This is a genomic window from Howardella ureilytica (assembly GCF_054657495.1).
The window spans coordinates 74,870-97,734 of the sequence record NZ_BAAHYP010000005.1 but is presented as its reverse complement, the minus strand read 5'-3'; the positions used below and the strand labels follow the sequence as shown (position 1 = coordinate 97,734).

Sequence of the window (22,865 nt, the reverse complement as noted above, 5' to 3'; positions counted from 1 at the left end):
TTACGGTTTCAGAATTTTGCAAAACCCTAATATTTTGTGATACTAATAAATAATCCCTAATAAATAATAATCCCAAAAACTTTTCGCAGTATGAAACCGTAAGGGCTTGTTTGTTTAAATGTGACAGGACCGCAAAACAACATTAATTGAAGACATACCCTTTGAGAATATCGGAATGTAAGTTTTTATATACAATTTTATAAGATATAATATTTTCTGAATAATCTACTTTACGGTAGATTATTTTTATTATACGGAGAAATTGAGAATTCTATAATATCTTTACTTATCGGCATCAAACCTTTAAAGTATAGATTAGTTTGTAAAACCTAACGCTTATGCGGACAGGTTAATATAATCAGATGTTAGGAGTTAATATGAAATTATTAAATAAAAAAACAGGAATAATCGGAGTGTGCATGATGGCGGCAGGTACGGTAATTCTTTCCGGATGTAAGACATTTTCCGGTACGGATACTTCCAATCAGGAAATAGAAGCAAGAGACTATGAAGCTTTTATGAAGCATACCGCAGACGTATATAAGAACTATGTAACTCTCGGTGAATACAAAGGCCTTAAGACGACGGCAGTAGACAGATCCTCCGAAAATATCAGCGATTCGGCTGTTGACGGAGCGATTCAGGAATTGATTTCAAAGAGTAAGAAAACGGAAGATATAACGAACGGAGGAACAACGGCATCCGGAGATCAGATAGTTCTTAATTATACGGGAACCATAGACGGTCAGCCATTTGACGGCGGAACCGCTTCGGATCAGACTTATACGATAGGTTCCGGGCAGTATATAAGCGATTTGGACAAGGGGCTTGTGGGGCTGCAGGCAAATAAGGATTATGACATACCGGTAAAATTCCCGGACGATTATTCATCTGAAGCATTAAAAGGAAAAAATGCGGTATTTAAGGTTCATATTACAAAAATTACAAGAACAACAACTCCCGAAGCCAATGACGAGTGGGTAAAAGATAACCGCAAGATGTTTAACAATTTCGGATACGGAGAACCGGAGAACATAGGCGAACTCAAAAACAACATAAAGGAGTCTATGGCTAAACAGGCAAAGCAAAATAACGATATTGCGGAATTTGAAACGGTATATAATCAGATTTTGGAAAAAACGGAAATCAAGGGTTATCCGGAAGAGGAAAAGAATGCTCTTGAAAATACATATAAAGAGAATATTAAATCTCAATATGAACAGTACGGTTCCGCATACGGAGTACAGTCATACGATGATTATATTCAGAAGGTATACGGAAAGAACGAAGAAGAATTTTCTAAATATGTACAGGATACAACGGAGACATATCTTAAACAGAAGATGATAGTTACTCTGATTGCGAGAGAGAACCATATTAAAGTATCCACGGAAGATATTACGTTCCTCGGAGGAACTCTTGCCGCATATTACGGATTTGACGATTTTAATGCATTAATCAAGCAATACGGTAAGAAAATAAACTGCGAACTGGGATACCAGAGCCTTTATTCAAAAGTTGCATCATATGTTATAAGTGTTTCGGAGCGCGGCGATTCAAATGAATCCGAAGGACAGACAACTGAAAACAATGCAAATGAGAGTACACAGGCCGTCGAAACAACCGGAACAACGGAGACAACGGAGGCAAAGGAGACAACCGGAAACTAAGAAACAAAGTCATAAAAGATTAAAATTTGTAATCCGCGCATGAGATTATTTTGATAAATTTTGCGCCGGGACAGGGAATGACAAAACATTTTCGGGGATATGTAACCACTTGTTGTCTTGACATACTTACGACTTAATTATATTATTCAAAGAGTTTTAATGTTCAGAAAGGGTAATTTACGAATGGAAAAAAGATTGTTTACATCTGAATCTGTTACAGAAGGACATCCGGATAAAATCTGTGACATGGTATCGGATTCGATATTAGATGCAATATATGAGCAGGACCCATTTGCGAGAGTTGCGTGTGAAACTCTTACCAATACGGGATTTGTAATGGTTATGGGCGAGATTACTACAAAGGCTCAGGTTGATTTCCCTACAATTGTAAGAGATACCGTTAAGGAAATCGGTTATGATTCATCGGAAAAGGGATTTGACGGTAATATTTGTGCCGTAATGGTTGCTGTTGATAAGCAGTCACCTGACATTGCTCAGGGTGTTGATACGGCCATTGAAGTAAGAGAATCCGACAAATCGGATGCTGAACTTGATGCCGTAGGTGCGGGAGATCAGGGAATGATGTTCGGTTTTGCGACTAACGAGACGCCTGAATTCATGCCTTACTCCGCAGCTCTTGCACATAAGCTCGCAAGACAGCTTACAAAGGTAAGAAAAGACGGTACACTTGTATATCTTCGTCCGGACGGTAAAACACAGGTTACGGTTGAATATGATGAGAACAATAAGCCTGTAAGACTTGATGCCATTGTTGTTTCATCACAGCACTCACCTGAAGTTACTCAGGAACAGATTAAGAGCGATATCAGAAAGTATGTTATCGATGCCGTTGTTGACGGCAACATGATTGATGACGATACAAAGATTTACATCAATCCTACGGGTCGTTTCGTTATCGGAGGTCCTAACGGTGATTCGGGACTTACTGGCCGTAAGATTATCGTTGATACATACGGCGGAGCAGCAAGACACGGAGGCGGTGCATTTTCAGGCAAGGACTGCACAAAGGTTGACCGTTCTGCGGCATATGCGGCACGTTATGTTGCAAAGAACCTTGTTGCGGCAGGCATTGCAGATAAGCTTGAAATCCAGGTTTCATATGCCATCGGTGTTGCAACACCTACATCGATCATGGTTGATACATTCGGTACCGGCAAACTCAGCGAGGATAAGATTGTAGAGATTATCCGTAAGGAGTTCGACCTCAGACCTGCGGGAATTATCAAGACTCTTGACCTCAGACGTCCTATCTACAAGCAGACGGCAGCTTACGGACATTTCGGCCGTACTGATGTCGATCTTCCATGGGAGAAGCTTGACAAGGTAGATGACCTTAAGAAGTACGTACTCTGATACTTTATAATACAAAGACATAGATATGCAAAGAATAAGGTTTCTTGTATATACTATGTCTTTTTTTGGGTAAAGAAACAGGCATCCTGTTTTACATTCTTTTAATATTTTAATTCTTTTATTTTATATAGCCATTGTATATAATGGGGGTTACGGTTATAAGATTGAGAGGGGTAGTATATGTCATCTACAGATATTGGTATAGATTTAGGAACGGCAAGTATACTTGTATATATAAAAGGCAAAGGCGTTGTATTAAAGGAGCCTTCGGTAGTTGCATTTGACAAAGAAACTAACAAGATTAAAGCTATCGGTGAAGAAGCAAGACTTATGATCGGCAGAACGCCGGGAAACATAGTCGCTGTCAGACCTCTTAGACAGGGAGTTATCTCTGATTACAGAGTAACGGAAAAAATGCTTAAATATTTCATACAAAAGGCATATGGAAAGCATATGTTCAGAAAGCCGAGAATAAGCGTATGTGTACCTTCCGGCGTAACTGAAGTTGAAAGAAAGGCCGTTGAAGACGCAACCATTCAGGCCGGGGCAAGAGAAGTTGCCATAATTGAGGAGCCTATTGCGGCTGCAATAGGCGCCGGAGTGGACATTTCAAAGCCATGCGGCAATATGATCATAGATATCGGCGGCGGTACAACGGATATAGCCGTTATCTCTCTCGGTTCGACGGTTGTAAGCGCATCCATTAAGATTGCGGGTGATGACTTTGATGAGGCGATTGTTCGTTACATGAGAAAGAATCATAACCTGTATATCGGTGAAAGAACGGCTGAAGAGATTAAAATAGAAGTAGGATGCGTATACCCTCTTCCTGAGGTTAAGAAAATGACGGTTAAGGGAAGAAACCTTGTAACGGGACTTCCTAAATCAGTGGAAATCAGTTCCGATGAGACTGAGGCTGCCCTCAGAGAGGCAACAACTCAGATTGTGGACGCGGTTCATACGGTTTTGGAACAGACTCCTCCGGAATTGGCTGCGGATATTGCGGACAGAGGAATTATCCTTACGGGGGGAGGAAGTCTCCTCAGAGGCTTGGAAGAACTTATAGAATCTAAAACAGGTATACATACCGTAACAGCCAAGGATCCAATGACTGCGGTTGCCGTGGGAACAGGTAAATTCGTAGAATTTATGGCCGGAGAAAGAGACAATAAGGACGAGTAAATGAACAACGGACAGGAATCGGAACATATAATCATAGAGGGAAATGTTTCAAGAATTACATTCAGAAATGATGATAACGGGTATTCCGTCTTTACTTTAATTACAGACAATAATAAAGAAGAACGCTGCGTCGGTTTGTTTATTGAGCTTCACGAGGGAGACAGATTGGAGCTTAAGGGCGAATATACGGAACATTCCAAGTACGGCAGGCAATTCAGCGTTAAGACATACAAGACAGTAGAGCCTCTCTCAAGAGAGGCTTTTTTTGGATTTTTAAAGAACGGAGGAATTCCCGGAATCAGAGAGGCTACTGCAAAAAAAATCATAAACGAATTCGGTGACAACGCATATGATATTATGCTTAACGCACCTCAGACACTTGCGGCGGCCGTAAAAGGAATATCGAAAAAGAAAGCGGAAGAATATCAAAAGGTTCTTCAGGCCAACAGGAATTCCAACGACCTTTCAATTTATGTGCAACAGTACGGAATAAGCATAAAAACAGCCGCGAAAATATATGAATTTTACGGTGATAAGGCATATTCGGTAATAAAAGAAAATCCATACAGGCTTATTGAGGATATTAAAAATATAGGCTTTAAAACCGCCGATCAGATTGCGATAAAAACGGGAGCGTATGAAAATTCGTCTTTCAGAATAAAGGCTGCCGTAATATACAGCCTGGAACAGGCCGCAGCCAACGGACATACATATTTGCCAAAGAGTGTATTGTACGGATATATAGGCAACCTGATAAAAGATGTCAATAAATCAGATGTGGATTTATGTCTTGAAAAAATGGATATTGACAACAAAATTATCATTAAATACAACACCGCAGAGGATGAGAGCGAAACAGGGGTAAGCGGAGCTGCGGCGGATGAAACATTATCTCCGGAAGATCTTTTCAGGGAACTTGGATCTGAATCATCGGAAAATGCAGGTCTGCATGCCAAAGATGCTTCCCCCGATAATATATTTGTATATCTTCCTCTTTACTACAGATTAGAATCTTCTCTTGCGTTAAGGATTCTCAGACTTGACGGAGATGTTGACAGTGTGTTTGATGATTGCGATATTGACAGGGCGGAGAAGAGAAGCGGGATAACACTTGACGACCTTCAAAGAAAGGCTGTAGAGGGTTCTGTCAACAACGGAATTTTTGTAATTACGGGAGGACCCGGAACGGGAAAGACCACCGTAATAAAGACCATAATAAATGTATTTGAAAACAAAGGTTTCTCGATATCCCTTGCCGCTCCCACGGGGAAGGCGGCTAAAAGGCTCAGCGAATCCACCGGAAGAGAGGCGGGCACCATACACAGATTACTGGGGTTCAAACCGCAAAGTGAAAATATTGACGATGAAGTAAATGTACAGTTTGAATATAATGAAACGAATAAGCTGAAAACGGATGTAATTATTATTGATGAAATGTCCATGGTTGATTTAAATATCATGTATTCTCTGATTAAAGCGGTAAATGTAGGTACGAGACTCGTTCTTGTCGGTGATGCGGATCAGCTGCCGAGCGTTGGGGCGGGTAATGTCCTGTGGGATATAATCAAATCCGGCTGCATTCCCGTGGTTAAGTTAGAGAAGATATTCAGGCAGGATGCCGTAAGTGACATCGTTGCAAACGCTCATAGGATTAACAGAGGCGAAGGTGTGGATTTACACAAAAAGAGTAATGATTTCTTTTTTATTAAAAGGGATAATCCCAATGATATTATTAATGCAATATATGCGCTGCTGCATGACAAGCTGCCTAAATACGTCGGATGCGACTCTAAAGACATACAGATTCTTGCGCCTTCCAAAATGACGGACGTAGGAGTAAACAGGTTAAATGAAATAATGCAGTCTCTGCTTAATCCTCCGTCGGAAAGCAGGGATGAAATTGAGGTATTCGGTAAAATATACAGAGTCGGAGACAAAGTAATTCACATAAAAAATAATTACAACATGGAATGGAGAAAGTACGACGGTTTTGGAATGTCAACGGAGGGAGTCGGAGTATTTAACGGAGATACCGGTTTGATTCGCGGCATAGACCGTTCGGTAGGAGAGGTTGAGGTTGTATTTGACGACGGCAGATATGTCACATACAGCAAATCGGAATTGGAACAACTGGAACCGGCCTACGCTTTGACGGTTCACAAGGCTCAGGGAAGTGAATATCCGGCAGTAATAATACCGATGTACAATGTTCCGAGAATGCTGCTTAACAGAAGGCTTTTATATACTGCCGTTACACGTGCCAGGAAATGCGTATGTCTTGTCGGTGTTGAAGAAATATTCAATAAAATGAAAGACAATGAATATGAATTGAAGAGATATTCGACATTTGATAAAAGGCTTAAAGAGGCGTATGCGGAATTCATGTAAACGGAGCAGTGAAATCGGGTTATGTATGAAACATGTGCGAGTTACACGGTGCCTGTAACATAAAGCGCGAGACAGTGCTTACAGATAAACAGTGCATTATAATTCCTGAAATTGCACTTAATATAATAAAAAAAGACAAATATGCCGAAAGGTTTACGATATTGAAAAGGAGTGATGACAATCGTTTGAAAATATATTTAATATCATATTAAACGCCGTATTCCCGAAGACATGTCCGGTGTGCGGCGAAATTACGGTAAAAGGTGAATTTCACGGTATATGTGAAAAGATTTTTATACCCACTTCCGGTATAAGGTGTAAGAAATGCGGAAAGAGTTTGTCTTCGTTTTCCGACCCCATATGTAACGACTGTAAAGACAGAAATCATTTATATGACAGACATATTTCGGCATTTGAATATAATGAATTCTTAAGAAAAACAATATATAGGTTTAAATATGAAAATCAAAGACGGCTTGCTGATACATTTGCCAAAAAAATGTGGCAAGAATACAGCACCGAAATAACATCGTGGGACATAGACGCTTTGGTACCGGTGCCAATGAGCGATAAGAAAGTCCGTTCAAGAGGATATAACCAGGCGGAGCTGCTCGCGCTGTCTCTCAGCAAGTATTCAAGAATTCCCGCGGACCGAAATTATCTTAAAAGGATAAGGGAGACGTCACCTATGAAGGAGCTGACAGACATTGAAAGAATGTCTAACATAAGAGGCGCCTTTGAGGCGAAGGGCGATAAAAAATATAAAAACGTACTTATTGTGGACGATATTTATACAACGGGCATTACATTGAGCGAGTGCGCAAAAGCCGTGAAAAATGTGGGAGTATCCGGAGTGTTCGGACTGACCGTGTGTATAGGAGCGGGGTTTTGATCCGGTATATCCCGCTTTTAAATACACGGTTGACTATAATAAAATATATATGATATATTAGAAAGGCTACGGGGTAGGTCTTTTTTTTATGCCAAAAACCTAAAGCAAATTCTACAATTATTAATAGGAGGAGTAAGAAGTGCGTACAAAGATTACATTAGAGTGTACAGAGTGCAAGCAGCGCAATTACGACACAATGAAAGAAAAGAAGCTTCATCCGGAGAGAATGGAGACAAAGAAGTATTGTAAGTTCTGCAGAAAGCATACATTACACAAAGAAACAAAGTAATTCGGCTGAGTGAGGTAGTATTATTATGAGTGAAGATAACATGGAACCTAATAAGACTGCGAAAGAAGCTGAATCTGCGGATAACGGCATCCGCTCATCATCGCAACCTGAGATTGCTCAGATTGCGCCGATTGTTTGGCCGAAAGCCGGAAGGGTTTGGATTGAGGCAATCACGGTAATTATAGTTATGGCTGCACTTGCGATTATAATTGCGGCAATGGACTTCGGTTTACGTATCGGTATCGAAGCATTAACTCAATTTTGATATGACAGGGATGAATGAAGGGGAATAGCATGAACCAAGACAATAAAGCTGAATGGTATGTTGTCCATACTTATTCGGGGTATGAGAATAAAGTAAAGGTCGATATAGAAAAAACAGTTGAAAACAGAGATCTTGGAGATGAGATCCTTGAAGTAGTTGTTCCTACAGAGCAGGTAACGGAACATAAGGAAGACGGTACAAAGAAGACCATGTCCAGAAAGATGTTCCCCGGTTATGTATTGGTTAAGATGATACAAAATGACGACACATGGTATGTAGTCAGAAACACCAGAGGAGTAACGGGGTTCGTGGGACCGGGTTCTGAGCCTATTCCTTTGACTGCAGCTGAAATAAAAGCAATGGGAATTGATCTTCCGGAAGACAAACCGAGAGAACGTATTGAATTCAAAGGTCAGGTTGGCGACAGCGTGATTATTCTTTCGGGTCCGTTTGCGGAAATGCAGGGAAAGATCAAGAGTATTAATGACAGTAGGCAGGAGCTTACTATCGTTGTAGATATGTTTGGACGCGAAACTCCGGCTGAAGTTAATTTCGGAGATGTTAGAATTATCTGATCCTGCCGTTCGTTCGCGTTCGAACGTGGGAGACAAGAAGTCGAAATACCACAATAGGAGGTGCCATAATGGCAAAGAAAGTAGAAGGATATATTAAATTACAGATTCCTGCAGGTAAGGCAACACCTGCACCACCTGTCGGACCAGCACTCGGTCAGCACGGTGTTAATATTGTAGAATTCACAAAGCAGTTCAATGCTAAAACAGCAGATCAGGGTGATCTTATAATTCCTGTTGTTATAACAGTTTATGCTGACAGAACATTTAGCTTTATCACAAAGACTCCGCCTGCTGCAGTCCTTATCAAAAAGGCATGCAACATTAAGTCAGGTTCCGGAGTACCTAACAAGGATAAGGTTGCAACTTTATCAAAGGCAGATCTTCAGAAGATTGCCGAAACAAAGATGCCTGACCTTAATGCTGCATCTCTTGAAGCAGCAATGTCCATGATTGCAGGTACTGCAAGAAGTATGGGTGTTAAGATCGAAGAGTAATAATAACGCTAAGTATTCTATGATAAAAGTGGGAGAAATCAATTGTTTGGTTTTGTAATTACCACTATGGAGGTTAAACTGAATTATGAAACGAGGAAAGAAGTATTTAGAGGCTGTTAAGAACGTTGATCAGACAGCTTTATATGATCCACAGGAAGCTTGCGGTATTGTTAAGAAGCTCGCTTCTGCAAAATTTGATGAGACAATCGAAGCACATATCAGAACAGGCTGTGACGGTCGTTATGCAGATCAGCAGATCAGAGGAGCCGTAGTTCTTCCACACGGAACAGGTAAAAAGGTAAGAGTTCTTGTATTTGCTAAGGGCGCTAAGGCTGATGAGGCGCTTGCTGCAGGCGCTGATCATGTAGGTGCCGAGGAACTTATTCCAAAGATCCAGAACGATAACTGGCTTGACTTTGATGTAGTAGTAGCAACTCCGGACATGATGGGCGTTGTAGGTAGATTGGGTAAGGTTCTCGGACCTAAGGGTCTTATGCCAAACCCTAAGGCCGGCACTGTTACAATGGACGTAACTAAGGCTATCGCCGACATCAAGGCAGGTAAGATTGAGTACAGACTTGATAAGTCTAACATTGTTCATGTTCCGATCGGTAAGGCTTCATTTGATGAAGAGAAGATTGTGGAGAACTTTGACGCACTTATGTCTGCAATCGTTAAGGCAAGACCGTCAGCACTTAAGGGTAAGTACTTAAAGAGTGTTACAATTGCTTCAACAATGGGTCCGGGCGTAAAAGTTAACACAGCAAAATTTGTTCAGTAATTTATTGACAAAAATTTTGTTGTTATGATAGACTGATACACGTACCTAAAGACAGCAGGTCCCCTTACGGGGTTAAAGATTTTCGCCGGCCGAGGGCATTTTAGATCGTGATTTATTATGCTTAGCCGGTGAATGCTGTAATGGAGCATTCACCGGCTTTGTTTTTAGGAATAATTATAGAGAGGAAAGAACATGGCTAAAGTTGAATTAAAGCAGCCGATTGTAGATGAGATTATATCTAATCTTGAAGGTGCACAGGGCGTTGTTCTTGCTGAGTACAAGGGTTTAACGGTAGAGCAGGACACACAGCTTCGTAAGCAACTTAGAGAAGCTGATGTTGTATACAAAGTATACAAGAACACATTGGTTAAGAGAGCTATCAAAGGTACTGAATTTGAATCTTTATCTGATGATTTAAAGGGACCTACTGCAATCGCAATCAGTACAACAGATGCTACTGCACCTGCAAGAATCCTTGCGGATTTCAGCAAGAATGCAGAAGCACTTACACTTAAATCAGGAGTTGTAGAGGGTGACTACTATGATACAGACGGTATCAAAGAAGTAGCTTCAATCCCATCAAGAGATATCCTTATCGGACGTCTCCTTGGCAGCTTCCAGTCACCTATTACCAACTTTGCACGCGTACTTAATCAGATTGCGGAAAAAGCCGGTGAAGGTGTTGCTGAAGCACCTGCAGCCGAAGAGGCTCCTGCGGCAGAGGAAGCTCCTGCAGAGGCTCAGGCTGAAGAAACAGCAGAATAATTTAATTTGTTATTTAACACGGTAATTTATAACTTTATTTTACATAGGAGACAATAAAATGACTAAAGAGGAAATCATTGAGGTAATTAAGGGATTATCAGTATTAGAGCTTAACGAACTTGTTAAGGCTTGTGAAGAAGAATTCGGCGTTTCAGCAGCAGCAGGTGTTGTAGTTGCAGCAGCAGGTGCAGGCGCAGATGCAGCAGCAGAGCAGACAGAGTTCGATGTTGAGCTTACAAGCGCAGGCGCTTCTAAGGTTAAGGTTATCAAGGCTGTTCGTGAGATCACAGGTCTCGGACTTAAGGAAGCTAAGGAATTAGTTGACGGCGCTCCTAAGGTTATCAAGGAAGGCGTAGAGAAGGCTGAGGCTGAAGAAATCAAGGCTAAGATCGAAGCTGAAGGCGGAGAAGTTACACTTAAGTAATTAAACCGAATATAATAAATCTCACCGATTAATATAATTAATCGGTGAGATTTAATTGTCTGATACGGGGAATTGGACCCGGTCGGATATATTTATCAAATTTAATGTAGTTTTTAAAAGGGTTCATAGTATGAAAGCATATTTTACATATAATTAATTGCATTCATATATGAGCCCTTTTTAAGCGTGTAATTTATAAATAAACAGATCAGGCCTTTACACATATATTCATGTGTAAGTGTGGAATTTGTTATTTCGTCCGGTATAAGTTATGCGCGATATTTATATTCGGATAAATAATCAGGGAATATTTTATACTTTTATATGAATATATGTAAAAAAAGAACACGCATTTTATATTTGTCAAGAAGAATTTGACAAAATTATTTTATTATAATATGATAGAAATTACGCTATTATGGATGTATTAGCATTTGTTGGAGCTGTATATGGTTAGATACTAAAGAAATCTCTAACCTCATTGTATAAATGTATATCAGATAAATTACAAGGAGTGATGTCGTTTATGGAAAAGAACAGAATTATTCCAAAGAAATTCGGAAAAGCCACAAGAATGAGCTTTTCAAGACAGAAAGAAGTTTTGGAAATGCCAAACCTTATCGAAGTCCAGAAGGATTCATATCAGTGGTTTTTAAAAGAAGGTCTTAAGGAAGTATTTGCTGACGTTTCACCTATTAATCCGTTAAACGGAAAGCTTAGCCTCGAATTCGTTGGTTATAAATTATATGAAGATGAAGCTAAATATACAGTTGAAGAATGTAAGGAAAGAGATGCAACATATGCTGCACCTCTTAAAGTCGTTGTCAGACTGTATAATAAGGAAGATGACAGTATAACCGAAAAGGAAATATTTATGGGCGATCTTCCTCTTATGACGGATACCGGAACATTTGTAATAAACGGTTCGGAAAGAGTAATTGTCAGCCAGCTTGTAAGATCTCCGGGTATCTATTATGACATCGAAAAAGATAAATACGGTAAGAAATTTCTTTACAGTTCTCAGGTAATTCCAAACAGAGGAGCCTGGCTTGAGTATGAAACAGATGCTAATGATATTTTCTATGTAAAGGTCGATCGTAATAAAAAAGTTCCGGTAACTGTTCTCATAAGAGCATTCGGAATTGCCGGAACAGACGCCGAAATAGAAGAAGTATTCGGACATGATAACAAAAAGCTCAGAGCTACAATTGAAAAGGATAATTCTTCCGATCCTCAGAGAGAGCAGGATTATGAGGATGGTACCAGAAAGCTTTATGAAAAACTTCGTCCGGGTGAGCCTTATCAGAGGGAAAATGCCGAATCGCTTATTAACAGCATGTTCTTTGATCCTCGAAGATATGATTTGGCACATGTGGGCAGATTTAAGTTCAATAAGAAATTATCTTTAAGAAACAGAATAACAGGTTTCACATTTGCGGAAGACGTTATTACGGAAAACGGAGAAGTTCTGGCTGAAGCCGGAGAAATCGCTACGGCGGAAGTTGCGGACAGAATACAGAATGCAGCCGTTCCTTATGTATTGTTGGAGGTTGAAGTCGAAGAAAGAGTTGCGGACTTGGAAGCCGGAGAAGATGCGGATGCAGCGACATTTGACAAGCTCGTTAAAGTTAAAAAGACAGTTAAAGTTCTTTCCAACATGATGGTTGACATTGACGGCTTTGTAACTCTTTCGGATGAAGAAAAGGAAGAAATAGGTATTACGGAACCCGTATACTACCCTGTTCTTAAGGACATTTTAGAAGAGTGCGGAGATAACAGAGAAGCCGTTATTGCTCTTCTTGCGGAAAATATTAAGGACCTCGTACCTAAGTGTATTACGGTTGATGACGTAAAAGCTTCAATCAACTATAACATGCACATCGAATACGGAATCGGAGCAAAGGATGATATAGATCACCTCGGCAACCGTAGAATCAGAGCCGTGGGAGAACTTCTTCAGAATCAGTTCAGAGTCGGTATAACAAGAATGGAGAGAGTTGTAAGAGAGAGAATGAACACTCAGGATCTTACGGCCGTTGATCCTCAGGCTCTCATAAACATTAAGCCGGTAACCGCCGCAGTTAAGGAGTTCTTCGGAAGCTCACAGCTTTCACAGTTTATGGATCAGAACAATCCTCTCGGAGAGCTTACTCACAAGAGAAGACTGTCTGCACTCGGACCGGGCGGTCTTTCAAGAGACAGAGCAGGATTCGAAGTACGAGACGTTCACTATACACATTACGGAAGAATGTGCCCTATTGAAACGCCTGAAGGACCAAACATCGGTCTTATTAACTCTTTGGCATCATATGCAAGAATTAATAAATACGGCTTTATCGAGTCGCCTTATCGAGTGGTGGATAAGTCCGATCCTGAGAATCCGAGAGTTACGGACGAAGTAAGATATTTCACCGCAGATGAAGAAGATGATTATCATGTTGCTCAGGCCAATACGGAAATTGACGAAAACGGATACTTTGTAAAGAGAAGTATTGCCGGAAGATACAGGGAAGATAACGCTACATTTGACAAGAGAGAAATAGACCTTATGGACGTTTCTCCTAAAATGGTATTCTCGGTTGCAACATCCATGATTCCTTTCCTTGAAAACGATGATGCCAACCGTGCCCTCATGGGATCTAACATGCAGCGTCAGGCGGTTCCTCTCCTTACAACGGAAGCTCCGGTTATCAGTACCGGTATGGAGCATAAGGCAGCCATCGATTCAGGCGTGTGCGTTATTGCCGAGAAGGACGGAATAGTATCCGTTGCGGAGTCAAACAGAATTATCGTAAAAGAGGAAGACGGAAACGAAAGAGAATACAAGTTATCCAAGTTTGTGAGAAGTAACCAGAGTAACTGCTATAATCAGAGACCTATTGTATTTAAGGGCGATTTGGTTAAAAAGGGAGATGTTATTGCAGACGGAGCTTCAACGGATAACGGAGAAATCGCTCTCGGAAAGAATCCTCTCATAGGTTTCATGACATGGGAAGGCTATAACTATGAAGATGCCGTTCTTTTAAGTGAGAGACTTGTTAAAGACGATGTATATACATCTGTTCATATCGAAGAATATGAGACGGAAGCAAGAGATACAAAGCTCGGACCGGAAGAAATTACAAGAGATATTCCTACAGCCGCAAAAGAAGCGTTAAAGAATCTGGACAGCGACGGAATTATCAGAGTAGGAGCCGAAGTAAGAGCGGGAGACGTCCTTGTCGGAAAGGTTACTCCTAAGGGAGAAACTGAACTTACAGCAGAAGAGAGACTTCTTCGTGCGATATTCGGCCAGAAAGCAAGAGAAGTAAGAGACACTTCGCTTAAGGTTCCTCACGGCGCATACGGTATTGTTGTAGGCGTTAAGGAATTTACAAGAGAAAACGGAGACGAACTTTCACCTGGTGTTAATAAGGTGGTCAGAATATATATCGCTCAGAAACGAAAGATATCGGTAGGTGATAAGATGGCCGGACGTCACGGTAACAAGGGTGTCGTTTCCAGAATACTTCCGGTTGAAGACATGCCGTTTTTACCTAACGGAAGACCTCTTGATATCGTTCTTAACCCTCTCGGCGTTCCTTCCCGAATGAACATCGGACAGGTACTTGAAATTCATTTATCACTTGCGGCAAAGGTTCTCGGAATCAATATATCAACACCTGTATTTGACGGCGCCAACGAGCATGACATTATGGATACTCTTGAGCTTGCCAACGATTATGCAAATATGGAGTGGGAAGATTTTGAGGCTAAGTACAAAGAACAGCTCAATGAAGGATTATTTGATTACCTATCCGAAAACAGAGCCCACAGAGAAGAGTGGAAGGGAGTTCCTATCGCAAGAGACGGAAGAGTACGCCTTCGTGACGGAAGAACGGGAGAATATTTTGATAACCCCGTAACCATAGGTTTCATGCACTATCTTAAGCTCCACCACCTTGTTGACGATAAGATTCACGCAAGATCCACAGGCCCTTATTCACTTGTTACTCAGCAGCCTCTCGGCGGTAAGGCTCAGTTCGGCGGACAGAGATTCGGAGAAATGGAGGTTTGGGCGCTTGAGGCTTACGGTGCGGCTTATACACTTCAGGAAATTATGACCGTTAAGTCCGATGATGTCGTAGGTCGTATTAAGACATATGAAGCAATCATAAAGGGAGGAAATATTCCGGAATCCGGAATTCCGGAATCGTTTAAGGTGCTTCTTAAGGAGCTTCAGTCTCTTGCTCTTAACGTGCAGGTTCTTGACAAGGAATATAATCCGGTACGACTTCTTGATAATGCGGAATATGAAGATATCAGCTTTAACAAGGTTCTCGATGACGGTAACAGAGGACACAAGAGAGAAATGTCCGATAATTCCGAAAATACGGATGAAATAAAGGAATTGCTTGAAGAAACACCTGAATACAGCAGATCGGACAATGACATTGAAAGCGAATACAAGCAGACAATGACCGTAGGTGAAATTGACGAAGAGTCAGGCGATATTGTGGATGATTCCGTAAGTGAAGAAGATGATTATGGATTTGACGACAACTCTGATGATATGTAATTTAAGGAGGAAGCGCATTAATGGAAGAAAGTATTAAGGCAAATAATACTAATAACGATGTCAAGATGAATAAAGGCATCAAGTTTGACAAAATTCAGATAAAGATTGCTTCTCCTGAAGACATTCGCAACTGGTCCCATGGGGAAGTAACCAAGCCCGAAACAATCAATTACCGTACATTAAAGCCGGAAAAAGACGGCTTATTCTGTGAAAAGATATTCGGACCTATCAAGGACTGGGAATGTCATTGCGGTAAGTACAAGAAAATCAAAGACAGAGGCATCATATGTGATAAATGCGGCGTTGAGGTAACAAAAGCAAGCGTTCGTCGTGACAGAATGGGACATATACATTTGGCGGCGCCGGTATCCCACATTTGGTACTTTAAGGGTATTCCAAGCAGAATCGGTCTTATACTTGACATAACGCCTAAGGAATTGGAGAGGGTATTATATTTTGCGGCATATATAGTACTTGATAACGGCGGCAACGAAGATATTAAGGTTAAGACCGTATTAAAAGAAGCTGAATACAGCAAACTTTATGAAGAATACGGCAATACATTCAGAGTGGGAATGGGCGCCGAAGCCATTCTTGAACTTTTACGAAATGTGGATCTTGAAGAAGAAGTCAAAGCGGCAAAGCAGAAGCTTGAAGAACAGAAATCAGAGAAATCACAGGATACTCCTAAACTCATTAAGAGAATTGAGGCCATGGAAGCTTTCATAAGCTCCGAAACAAAGCCTGAATGGATGATTCTCACCGAGATTCCGGTTATTCCGCCGGATCTCAGACCTATGGTTCAGCTTGACGGCGGAAGATTTGCCACATCCGATCTGAATGATTTATACAGAAGAATCATAAACAGAAATAACAGACTTAAGCGCCTTATGGAGCTTCATGCACCTGAAATCATCGTTCGAAACGAAAAGAGAATGCTTCAGGAGGCTGTCGACGCATTAATCGATAACGGCAGAAGAAACGGAAAGCCTGTAACGGGTCCAGGAAACAGAGCATTAAAATCACTTTCCGATTTACTTAAGGGTAAGCAGGGACGATTCAGACAGAACCTTCTCGGTAAGCGAGTTGACTATTCGGGACGTTCTGTTATCGTGGTAGGACCGGAGCTTAAGATATATCAGTGCGGTCTTCCCAAGGAAATGGCGGTTGAATTATTCAAGCCGTTTGTTATGCGCGAATTGGTAAGAAGAGGAATATCGGACAACGTAAAGCAGGCAAAGAAGAGTGTTGAAAGACTTGAAAACGAAATCTGGGATGTACTTGACGATGTAATTAAAGAACATCCTGTAATGCTTAACCGTGCCCCTACACTTCACAGACTCGGTATTCAGGCCTTTGAGCCTATTCTTGTGGAAGGTAAGGCGATTAAGCTTCATCCTCTTGTTTGTACGGCTTTCAACGCGGACTTTGACGGTGACCAGATGGCTGTTCATCTTCCTCTTTCGGTTGAGGCTCAGGCTGAGTGCAGATTTATGCTTCTTTCTCCAAACAACCTTCTTAAGCCTTCAGACGGCGGACCGGTTGCCGTTCCTTCACAGGATATGGTTCTCGGAATTTATTATCTTACACAGGAAAGACCGGGTGCTAAGGGCGAGGGCAAGATATTTAAAAACATCAATGAAGCAATTCTTGCATATGAAAACGGTGCCGTAACCCTTCACTCAAAAATAAGAGTACGTACATGTATTACAAACGAAAACGGCGAAAAGGAATACGGAAATATAGATTCGACCCTCGGAAGATGTCTGTTCAATGAGATTATTCCTCAGGACCTGGGATATGTTAACAGAGATGTTGATAAATTCGGTCTGGAAATAGATTTTCATGTAGGTAAGAAGCAGCTTAAGGGAATACTTCAAAGAGTCATAAATGTTCACGGAACCGTTATGACTGCCGAAGTTCTGGATGATATTAAAGCCATCGGTTACAAGTATTCAACAAAGGCTGCAATGACGGTTTCGGTTTCCGAGATGACGGTGCCTCCTATTAAGGGAGAACTTATTGCAAACGCAGAAAAGAGAGTTGAGCAGGTTACAAGAAACTATCAGAGACTTCTTACAACAGATGAAGAAAGACACAGAGACGTGGTAAGAATCTGGGAACAGACGGATGAGGAGTTAACAAAGGCTCTTCTTACGGGACTCGGCAAATATAACAATATTTTCATGATGGCGGACTCAGGTGCCAGAGGTTCCGATAAGCAGATTAAACAGCTTGCGGGTATGCGTGGACTTATGGCCGATACATCGGGAAATACAATCGAGCTCCCTATTAAATCCAACTTCCGTGAGGGTCTTGACGTTCTTGAATACTTTATTTCAGCTCACGGAGCAAGAAAGGGTCTTTCCGATACCGCTCTGAGAACGGCAGACTCGGGATACCTTACAAGAAGACTTGTTGACGTTGCCCAGGAACTTATAATAAGAGAAGATGACTGCTGCGCCAACAGTTCAGAAATCAAGGGTATGTACGTTTCCAAGTTTAATAATGACAAGGCAACGGAAGACTCCCAGAGAGAAGTTGTTCTTGAGCCTCTTGAAGAGAGAATTACCGGAAGATTTCTTGCCGAAGACGTTGTTGACCCTGAGACAGGCGAAGTTATACTTGAATCCAACAAGCTTGTTACGCCTGACATGGCCAAAAAGATCTGTGACAAAGGATTTGAACAGATTAAAATCAGAACAATACTCACATGCAGATCCCATACGGGAGTATGCGCAAAGTGTTACGGTGCCAACCTTGCCACGGGTAAGGGAGTTCAGGTTGGTGAAGCGGTAGGTATTATAGCCGCTCAGTCAATCGGTGAGCCGGGAACACAGCTTACCATGAGAACGTTCCATACGGGTGGTGTTGCCGGAGACAGTATTACACAGGGTCTTCCTAGAGTAGAGGAGCTTTTCGAATCAAGAAAGCCTAAGAAACTCGCAATGATTGCGGAGAACTCAGGTACAATCGAAATCAAGGAAAGCGAAAAGAAAAAGGAAATCGTGGTTGTTGACGGTGCCGGCAATGAATTGGAGCGCCATGCACTTTCAAGAGACAGTGAATTAAAGGTAAGCGAAGGTAAGATTGTTACAAAGGGTGATGAACTTACCATCGGCTCCAAAGATCCGCATGACATTGTTCGAGTACTGGGTAAGGAAGCCGTTCAGGACTATATGCTTCGTGAAGTTCAGAAAGTGTACAGAAGTCAGGACGTTGAGATTAATGACAAGCACATTGAACTTATCGTAAGACAGATGCTTAGAAAAACGGAAATTGCCGATCCGGGCGATTCAGGTTTCTTAAAGGGTATTCAGGTCGATACGATAGAATATGAAGAAACAAATGAAAGGCTCAGGGAAGAAGGAAAGCAGGAAGCCAAGGGACAGCCGATAATACTCGGTATCACAAAGGCATCTCTTGCGACTAATTCGTTCTTATCCGCCGCATCCTTCCAGGAGACGACTAAGGTTCTTACGGATGCCGCAATTCACGGCAAGATCGACCACCTTATCGGTCTTAAGGAAAATGTTATTATCGGTAAACTCATACCTGCGGGTACGGGCTTAAAGAGATATCAGGATATTAAAATCGATACGGGATACAATCCGGATGCAGCCGATGAAACGACTGCAGCGGAATAACAGTATTCGGATAAATATATTTAAATAAACATATTTTAAAGGCTGTAGGGATTACCGGACTTCTGCTCCGCATAATCTTTACAGCCTTATATGATGGTGATAAACATATTATAAATGTGAATAATTTTTAAAATAAAGAATTCGGGTGTTTATAACTCAGTAAATAAAAATCTTATGAAGATGCGAATATGCACTTGACACGTAAATTATTTATAACTATACTTTGAAAGTACGCCTTACATTAGGCGTTCTTTTTATGTAATTGAGCAACCGATAATCAAAATAATCCGGGAGGTGAAGTAATGCCAACGTTTAACCAATTAGTTAAGCAGGGAAGAAAGTCACAAGCTAAGAAGTCTAACTCACCAGCACTTCAGAGAGGCTTTAACTCTCTTCACAAGCAAGTAACAAATGTACCTTCTCCACAGAAAAGAGGAGTTTGTACAGCAGTTAAGACAGCAACACCTAAGAAGCCTAACTCAGCTTTAAGAAAGATTGCCAGAGTTCGTCTTTCAAACGGTGTTGAAGTAACATCATATATTCCAGGTGAAGGCCACAATCTTCAGGAACACTCAGTTGTTCTTATTAGAGGAGGAAGAGTAAAGGACCTTCCAGGTACACGTTACCATATCATCAGAGGTACGCTTGATACGGCCGGTGTTGCCGACAGAAAGCAGGCACGTTCAAAGTACGGTGCTAAGAGACCTAAGGCTGCAAAGTAATTTAATTGCAGTTTTGTGAGTGATATTTACTCATATACAATGTAGTATTTCAGAATATTTAATATTGAGTGCCGGATAGAGATTTATGGTTGCAAATCTATATACTGAGCACAACACATAGTAATATTTGTGAGTACCTATGAATTAATTATTATTAAGGAGGGAAGTTACGTGCCACGTAAAGGACATTCATCTAAAAGAGATGTATTAGCTGATCCAGTATACAATAATAAGATCGTAACAAAGCTTATAAACAACATCATGCTCGATGGTAAGAAGGGTACAGCTCAGAAAATCGTATACAGAGCATTTGACAAGATTGCAGCTAAGTCTGAAAGACCTGCAATCGATGTATTTGAAGAGGCTATGAATAATCTTATGCCTGTTCTCGAAGTAAAAGCAAGAAGAGTAGGTGGTGCCACATATCAGGTTCCTATTGAGGTAAGACCTGACAGACGCCAGGCACTTGCTTTAAGATGGCTTACAAAGTTCTCTCGTAAAAGAGGCGAGAAGACTATGGAAGATCGTCTTGCAGGAGAAATCCTTGACGCTGCGAATAACTCAGGTGCGGCTGTAAAGAGAAAAGAAGAGATGCACAACATGGCAGAAGCCAACAAAGCATTTGCTCACTACAGATTCTAATTTATTCGCATTTATAAAAGGGAGGAGAAACCGATGGGAAGAGAATATCCATTGGAGCGCACTAGAAATATCGGTATTATGGCGCATATCGACGCCGGTAAGACAACTCTTACAGAGCGTATTCTTTACTACACAGGTGTTAACCACAAAGTAGGTGATACACATGACGGTACTGCAACCATGGACTGGATGGTACAGGAGCAGGAAAGAGGTATTACAATTACTTCTGCGGCTACAACTTGCCACTGGACATTGCAGAAAGAAACAAAGCCATTACCTCAGGGTCCTGACTGCCGTATCAACATTATTGATACACCGGGACACGTAGATTTCACCGTTGAGGTTGAGCGTTCACTTAGAGTTCTTGACGGAGCTGTAGGTGTTTTCTCATCATCAGGCGGTGTTCAGCCACAGTCCGAAAATGTTTGGAGACAGGCTGATAAATATAATGTTCCGCGTATGGCTTTCATCAATAAGATGGACGTTGTCGGAGCAGACTTCTTCGGCTGTGTACAGCAGATTATTGATAAGTTAGGTAAAAATCCTATCTGCTTACAGATTCCAATCGGAAAGGAAGACGAATTCAAGGGAATTATCGATCTTTTCGAAATGAAGGCATATATCTACAACGACGATCAGGGTGATGACATTACAGTATGTGAAATTCCTGATTTCATGAAGGATGATGCGGAAACATATCATACGGAACTCGTTGAGAAGGTTTGTGAACTTGATGATGATCTTATGATGCAGTATCTTGAAGGTGAAGAGCCTGCGGTTGAGGACATGAAGAAGGCCCTCAGAGCTGCAACAATTGCAGGTACCGCAATCCCTGTATGCTGCGGTAGTGCATATAAGAACAAGGGTATCCAGAAGCTTCTTGACGCCGTTGTTGAATACATGCCTGCACCTGTAGATATCCCTGATATCGGCGGTGTTGACTTAGACGGCAACGAAATCACAAGAAAGTCATCCGATGACGAGCCTTTCTCAGCTCTTGCGTTCAAGATTATGACAGATCCTTTCGTAGGAAAGCTTGCTTTCTTCAGAGTATACTCAGGTATTCTCAATACAGGTTCTTATGTTCTTAATGCCACAAACGGTAAGAAGGAAAGAGTCGGACGTATCTTACAGATGCATGCCAACCAGAGAAAAGAAATTGAAACGGTTTATTCAGGTGATATCGCAGCTGCGGTAGGTCTTAAGAATACAATCACGGGTGATACACTTTGTGATGAAAATGCACCTGTTATTCTTGAATCAATGGAATTCCCTGATCCTGTTATTGAGCTTGCAATCGAGCCTAAGACAAAGAACGACCAGGGTAAGATGGGCGAGGCTCTTGCAAAGCTTTCCGAAGAAGATCCTACATTCAAGGCAAGAACAAATACTGAAACAGGTCAGACAATTATCGCAGGTATGGGTGAGCTTCACCTTCAGGTTATTGTTGACAGACTTCTCAGAGAATTCAAAGTAGAAGCTAACGTAGGTGCTCCACAGGTTTCATACAAAGAGTGCTTTACAAAGACCGTTGAACAGGACAGCAAGTATGTTAAGCAGTCCGGCGGTCGTGGTCAGTACGGTCACTGTAAGGTTAGATTTGAGCCTACGGATCCTAACGCTGAAGAAACATTTGTATTCGAGTCTGAGATTGTCGGCGGTGCCATTCCTAAGGAATATATTCCTGCCGTAGGCGAGGGTATCGAAGAAGCTTCACACAGCGGTATTCTTGCAGGTTATCCTGTTCTCGGTATTAAGGCTACTGTATTCGACGGTTCATATCATGATGTCGACTCATCTGAAATGGCATTCCACATTGCCGGTTCAATGGCATTTAAGAGCGCCATGGAAAAGGCTGAGCCTGCTATCTTAGAGCCTATTATGAAGGTTGAAGTTACAATGCCTGAGGAATACATGGGTGATGTAATCGGTGACATTAACGGTCGTAGAGGCCGTATCGAAGGTATGGAAGATATCGGCGGCGGTAAGCTTGTTAAGGCTTTCGTTCCTCTTTCAGAGATGTTCGGATATGCTACAGACCTTCGTTCAAGAACACAGGGAAGAGGAAACTACTCAATGTTCTTCGACAGCTATGAGAAAGCACCTAAGAATGTACAGGAGAAGATTATAAGCAGCAAGGCTGAGTAATCTGTATATAAAGGTTGAATTATTTACTAAAATAAAATATAATACATAA

Annotated in this window: 17 protein-coding genes; all 17 read left to right on the top strand. The window is 41.4% G+C overall.

Features of this window, described 5'->3' with window-relative positions; genetic code table 11:
* The first annotated feature begins 377 nt into the window (after positions 1-377).
* The 17 genes from ACYQ1N_RS03820 (at position 378) to fusA (ending at position 22,816) form a co-directional block, all read left to right on the top strand.
* Positions 378-1,670: a trigger factor gene (locus ACYQ1N_RS03820; protein WP_459832933.1), complete on the top strand. Its 1,293-nt coding sequence runs from the start codon at positions 378-380 to the stop codon at positions 1,668-1,670.
* A 183-nt stretch (positions 1,671-1,853) separates the two neighbouring features.
* Complete coding sequence (gene metK / locus ACYQ1N_RS03815) at positions 1,854-3,044, top strand: methionine adenosyltransferase (RefSeq protein WP_459832930.1); 1,191 nt, start codon at positions 1,854-1,856, stop codon at positions 3,042-3,044.
* A 180-nt stretch (positions 3,045-3,224) separates the two neighbouring features.
* Complete coding sequence (mreB, locus tag ACYQ1N_RS03810; RefSeq protein ID WP_459832927.1) at positions 3,225-4,226, top strand: rod shape-determining protein; 1,002 nt, start codon at positions 3,225-3,227, stop codon at positions 4,224-4,226.
* Complete coding sequence (gene recD2 / locus ACYQ1N_RS03805; RefSeq protein WP_459832925.1) at positions 4,227-6,614, top strand: SF1B family DNA helicase RecD2; 2,388 nt, start codon at positions 4,227-4,229, stop codon at positions 6,612-6,614. It begins immediately after the preceding gene.
* 193 nt (positions 6,615-6,807) lie between these two features.
* Positions 6,808-7,506 (top strand): ComF family protein, encoded by a 699-nt coding sequence (locus tag ACYQ1N_RS03800; RefSeq protein ID WP_459832986.1) that lies wholly within the window; start codon positions 6,808-6,810, stop codon positions 7,504-7,506.
* Positions 7,507-7,645: 139 nt separating this feature from the next.
* Positions 7,646-7,795, top strand: a complete 150-nt coding sequence (rpmG, locus tag ACYQ1N_RS03795; RefSeq protein WP_177955618.1) for a 50S ribosomal protein L33 — start codon at positions 7,646-7,648, stop codon at positions 7,793-7,795.
* A gap of 25 nt (positions 7,796-7,820) precedes the next feature.
* Positions 7,821-8,060 carry a preprotein translocase subunit SecE gene (secE, locus tag ACYQ1N_RS03790; protein ID WP_459832922.1) on the top strand — a complete coding sequence of 80 codons (240 nt, stop codon included), beginning with the start codon at positions 7,821-7,823 and terminating at the stop codon, positions 8,058-8,060.
* A 29-nt stretch (positions 8,061-8,089) separates the two neighbouring features.
* Positions 8,090-8,635 carry a transcription termination/antitermination protein NusG gene (nusG, locus tag ACYQ1N_RS03785; RefSeq protein ID WP_459832920.1) on the top strand — a complete coding sequence of 182 codons (546 nt, stop codon included), beginning with the start codon at positions 8,090-8,092 and terminating at the stop codon, positions 8,633-8,635.
* Between the two features lie 68 nt (positions 8,636-8,703).
* Complete coding sequence (gene rplK, locus ACYQ1N_RS03780) at positions 8,704-9,129, top strand: 50S ribosomal protein L11 (protein WP_177955615.1); 426 nt, start codon at positions 8,704-8,706, stop codon at positions 9,127-9,129.
* Between the two features lie 85 nt (positions 9,130-9,214).
* Positions 9,215-9,910: a 50S ribosomal protein L1 gene (gene rplA, locus ACYQ1N_RS03775; RefSeq protein ID WP_459832917.1), complete on the top strand. Its 696-nt coding sequence runs from the start codon at positions 9,215-9,217 to the stop codon at positions 9,908-9,910.
* Positions 9,911-10,102: 192 nt separating this feature from the next.
* The gene (rplJ, locus tag ACYQ1N_RS03770; RefSeq protein WP_459832914.1) at positions 10,103-10,675 is read left to right on the top strand and encodes a 50S ribosomal protein L10; all 573 of its coding nucleotides are present in this window, start codon (positions 10,103-10,105) and stop codon (positions 10,673-10,675) included.
* A gap of 58 nt (positions 10,676-10,733) precedes the next feature.
* Positions 10,734-11,099, top strand: coding sequence for a 50S ribosomal protein L7/L12 (rplL, locus tag ACYQ1N_RS03765; RefSeq protein ID WP_459832912.1), 366 nt, complete (start codon positions 10,734-10,736; stop codon positions 11,097-11,099).
* Positions 11,100-11,625: 526 nt separating this feature from the next.
* The gene (gene rpoB / locus ACYQ1N_RS03760; RefSeq protein ID WP_459832909.1) at positions 11,626-15,657 is read left to right on the top strand and encodes a DNA-directed RNA polymerase subunit beta; all 4,032 of its coding nucleotides are present in this window, start codon (positions 11,626-11,628) and stop codon (positions 15,655-15,657) included.
* A 20-nt stretch (positions 15,658-15,677) separates the two neighbouring features.
* A complete protein-coding gene (rpoC, locus tag ACYQ1N_RS03755) occupies positions 15,678-19,304 on the top strand; it encodes a DNA-directed RNA polymerase subunit beta' (RefSeq protein WP_459832907.1) in 3,627 nt (1,208 codons plus the stop codon).
* Between the two features lie 302 nt (positions 19,305-19,606).
* Positions 19,607-20,026, top strand: coding sequence for a 30S ribosomal protein S12 (gene rpsL, locus ACYQ1N_RS03750; RefSeq protein ID WP_459832904.1), 420 nt, complete (start codon positions 19,607-19,609; stop codon positions 20,024-20,026).
* Positions 20,027-20,197: 171 nt separating this feature from the next.
* A complete protein-coding gene (gene rpsG, locus ACYQ1N_RS03745) occupies positions 20,198-20,668 on the top strand; it encodes a 30S ribosomal protein S7 (RefSeq protein WP_459832901.1) in 471 nt (156 codons plus the stop codon).
* A 33-nt stretch (positions 20,669-20,701) separates the two neighbouring features.
* Positions 20,702-22,816, top strand: a complete 2,115-nt coding sequence (fusA, locus tag ACYQ1N_RS03740; protein ID WP_459832899.1) for an elongation factor G — start codon at positions 20,702-20,704, stop codon at positions 22,814-22,816.
* Positions 22,817-22,865: the final 49 nt, after the last annotated feature.

Coding starts and splice junctions, on each gene's coding strand:
- nusG (WP_459832920.1), top strand. CDS start 8,090: ATGAACCAAGACAATAAAGCTGAATGGTATGTTGTCCATACTTATTCG.
- rpoB (WP_459832909.1), top strand. CDS start 11,626: ATGGAAAAGAACAGAATTATTCCAAAGAAATTCGGAAAAGCCACAAGA.
- rplK (WP_177955615.1), top strand. CDS start 8,704: ATGGCAAAGAAAGTAGAAGGATATATTAAATTACAGATTCCTGCAGGT.
- rpoC (WP_459832907.1), top strand. CDS start 15,678: ATGGAAGAAAGTATTAAGGCAAATAATACTAATAACGATGTCAAGATG.
- rplJ (WP_459832914.1), top strand. CDS start 10,103: ATGGCTAAAGTTGAATTAAAGCAGCCGATTGTAGATGAGATTATATCT.
- metK (WP_459832930.1), top strand. CDS start 1,854: ATGGAAAAAAGATTGTTTACATCTGAATCTGTTACAGAAGGACATCCG.
- fusA (WP_459832899.1), top strand. CDS start 20,702: ATGGGAAGAGAATATCCATTGGAGCGCACTAGAAATATCGGTATTATG.
- mreB (WP_459832927.1), top strand. CDS start 3,225: ATGTCATCTACAGATATTGGTATAGATTTAGGAACGGCAAGTATACTT.
- ACYQ1N_RS03820 (WP_459832933.1), top strand. CDS start 378: ATGAAATTATTAAATAAAAAAACAGGAATAATCGGAGTGTGCATGATG.
- secE (WP_459832922.1), top strand. CDS start 7,821: ATGAGTGAAGATAACATGGAACCTAATAAGACTGCGAAAGAAGCTGAA.
- rplA (WP_459832917.1), top strand. CDS start 9,215: ATGAAACGAGGAAAGAAGTATTTAGAGGCTGTTAAGAACGTTGATCAG.
- recD2 (WP_459832925.1), top strand. CDS start 4,227: ATGAACAACGGACAGGAATCGGAACATATAATCATAGAGGGAAATGTT.
- rpsL (WP_459832904.1), top strand. CDS start 19,607: ATGCCAACGTTTAACCAATTAGTTAAGCAGGGAAGAAAGTCACAAGCT.
- rplL (WP_459832912.1), top strand. CDS start 10,734: ATGACTAAAGAGGAAATCATTGAGGTAATTAAGGGATTATCAGTATTA.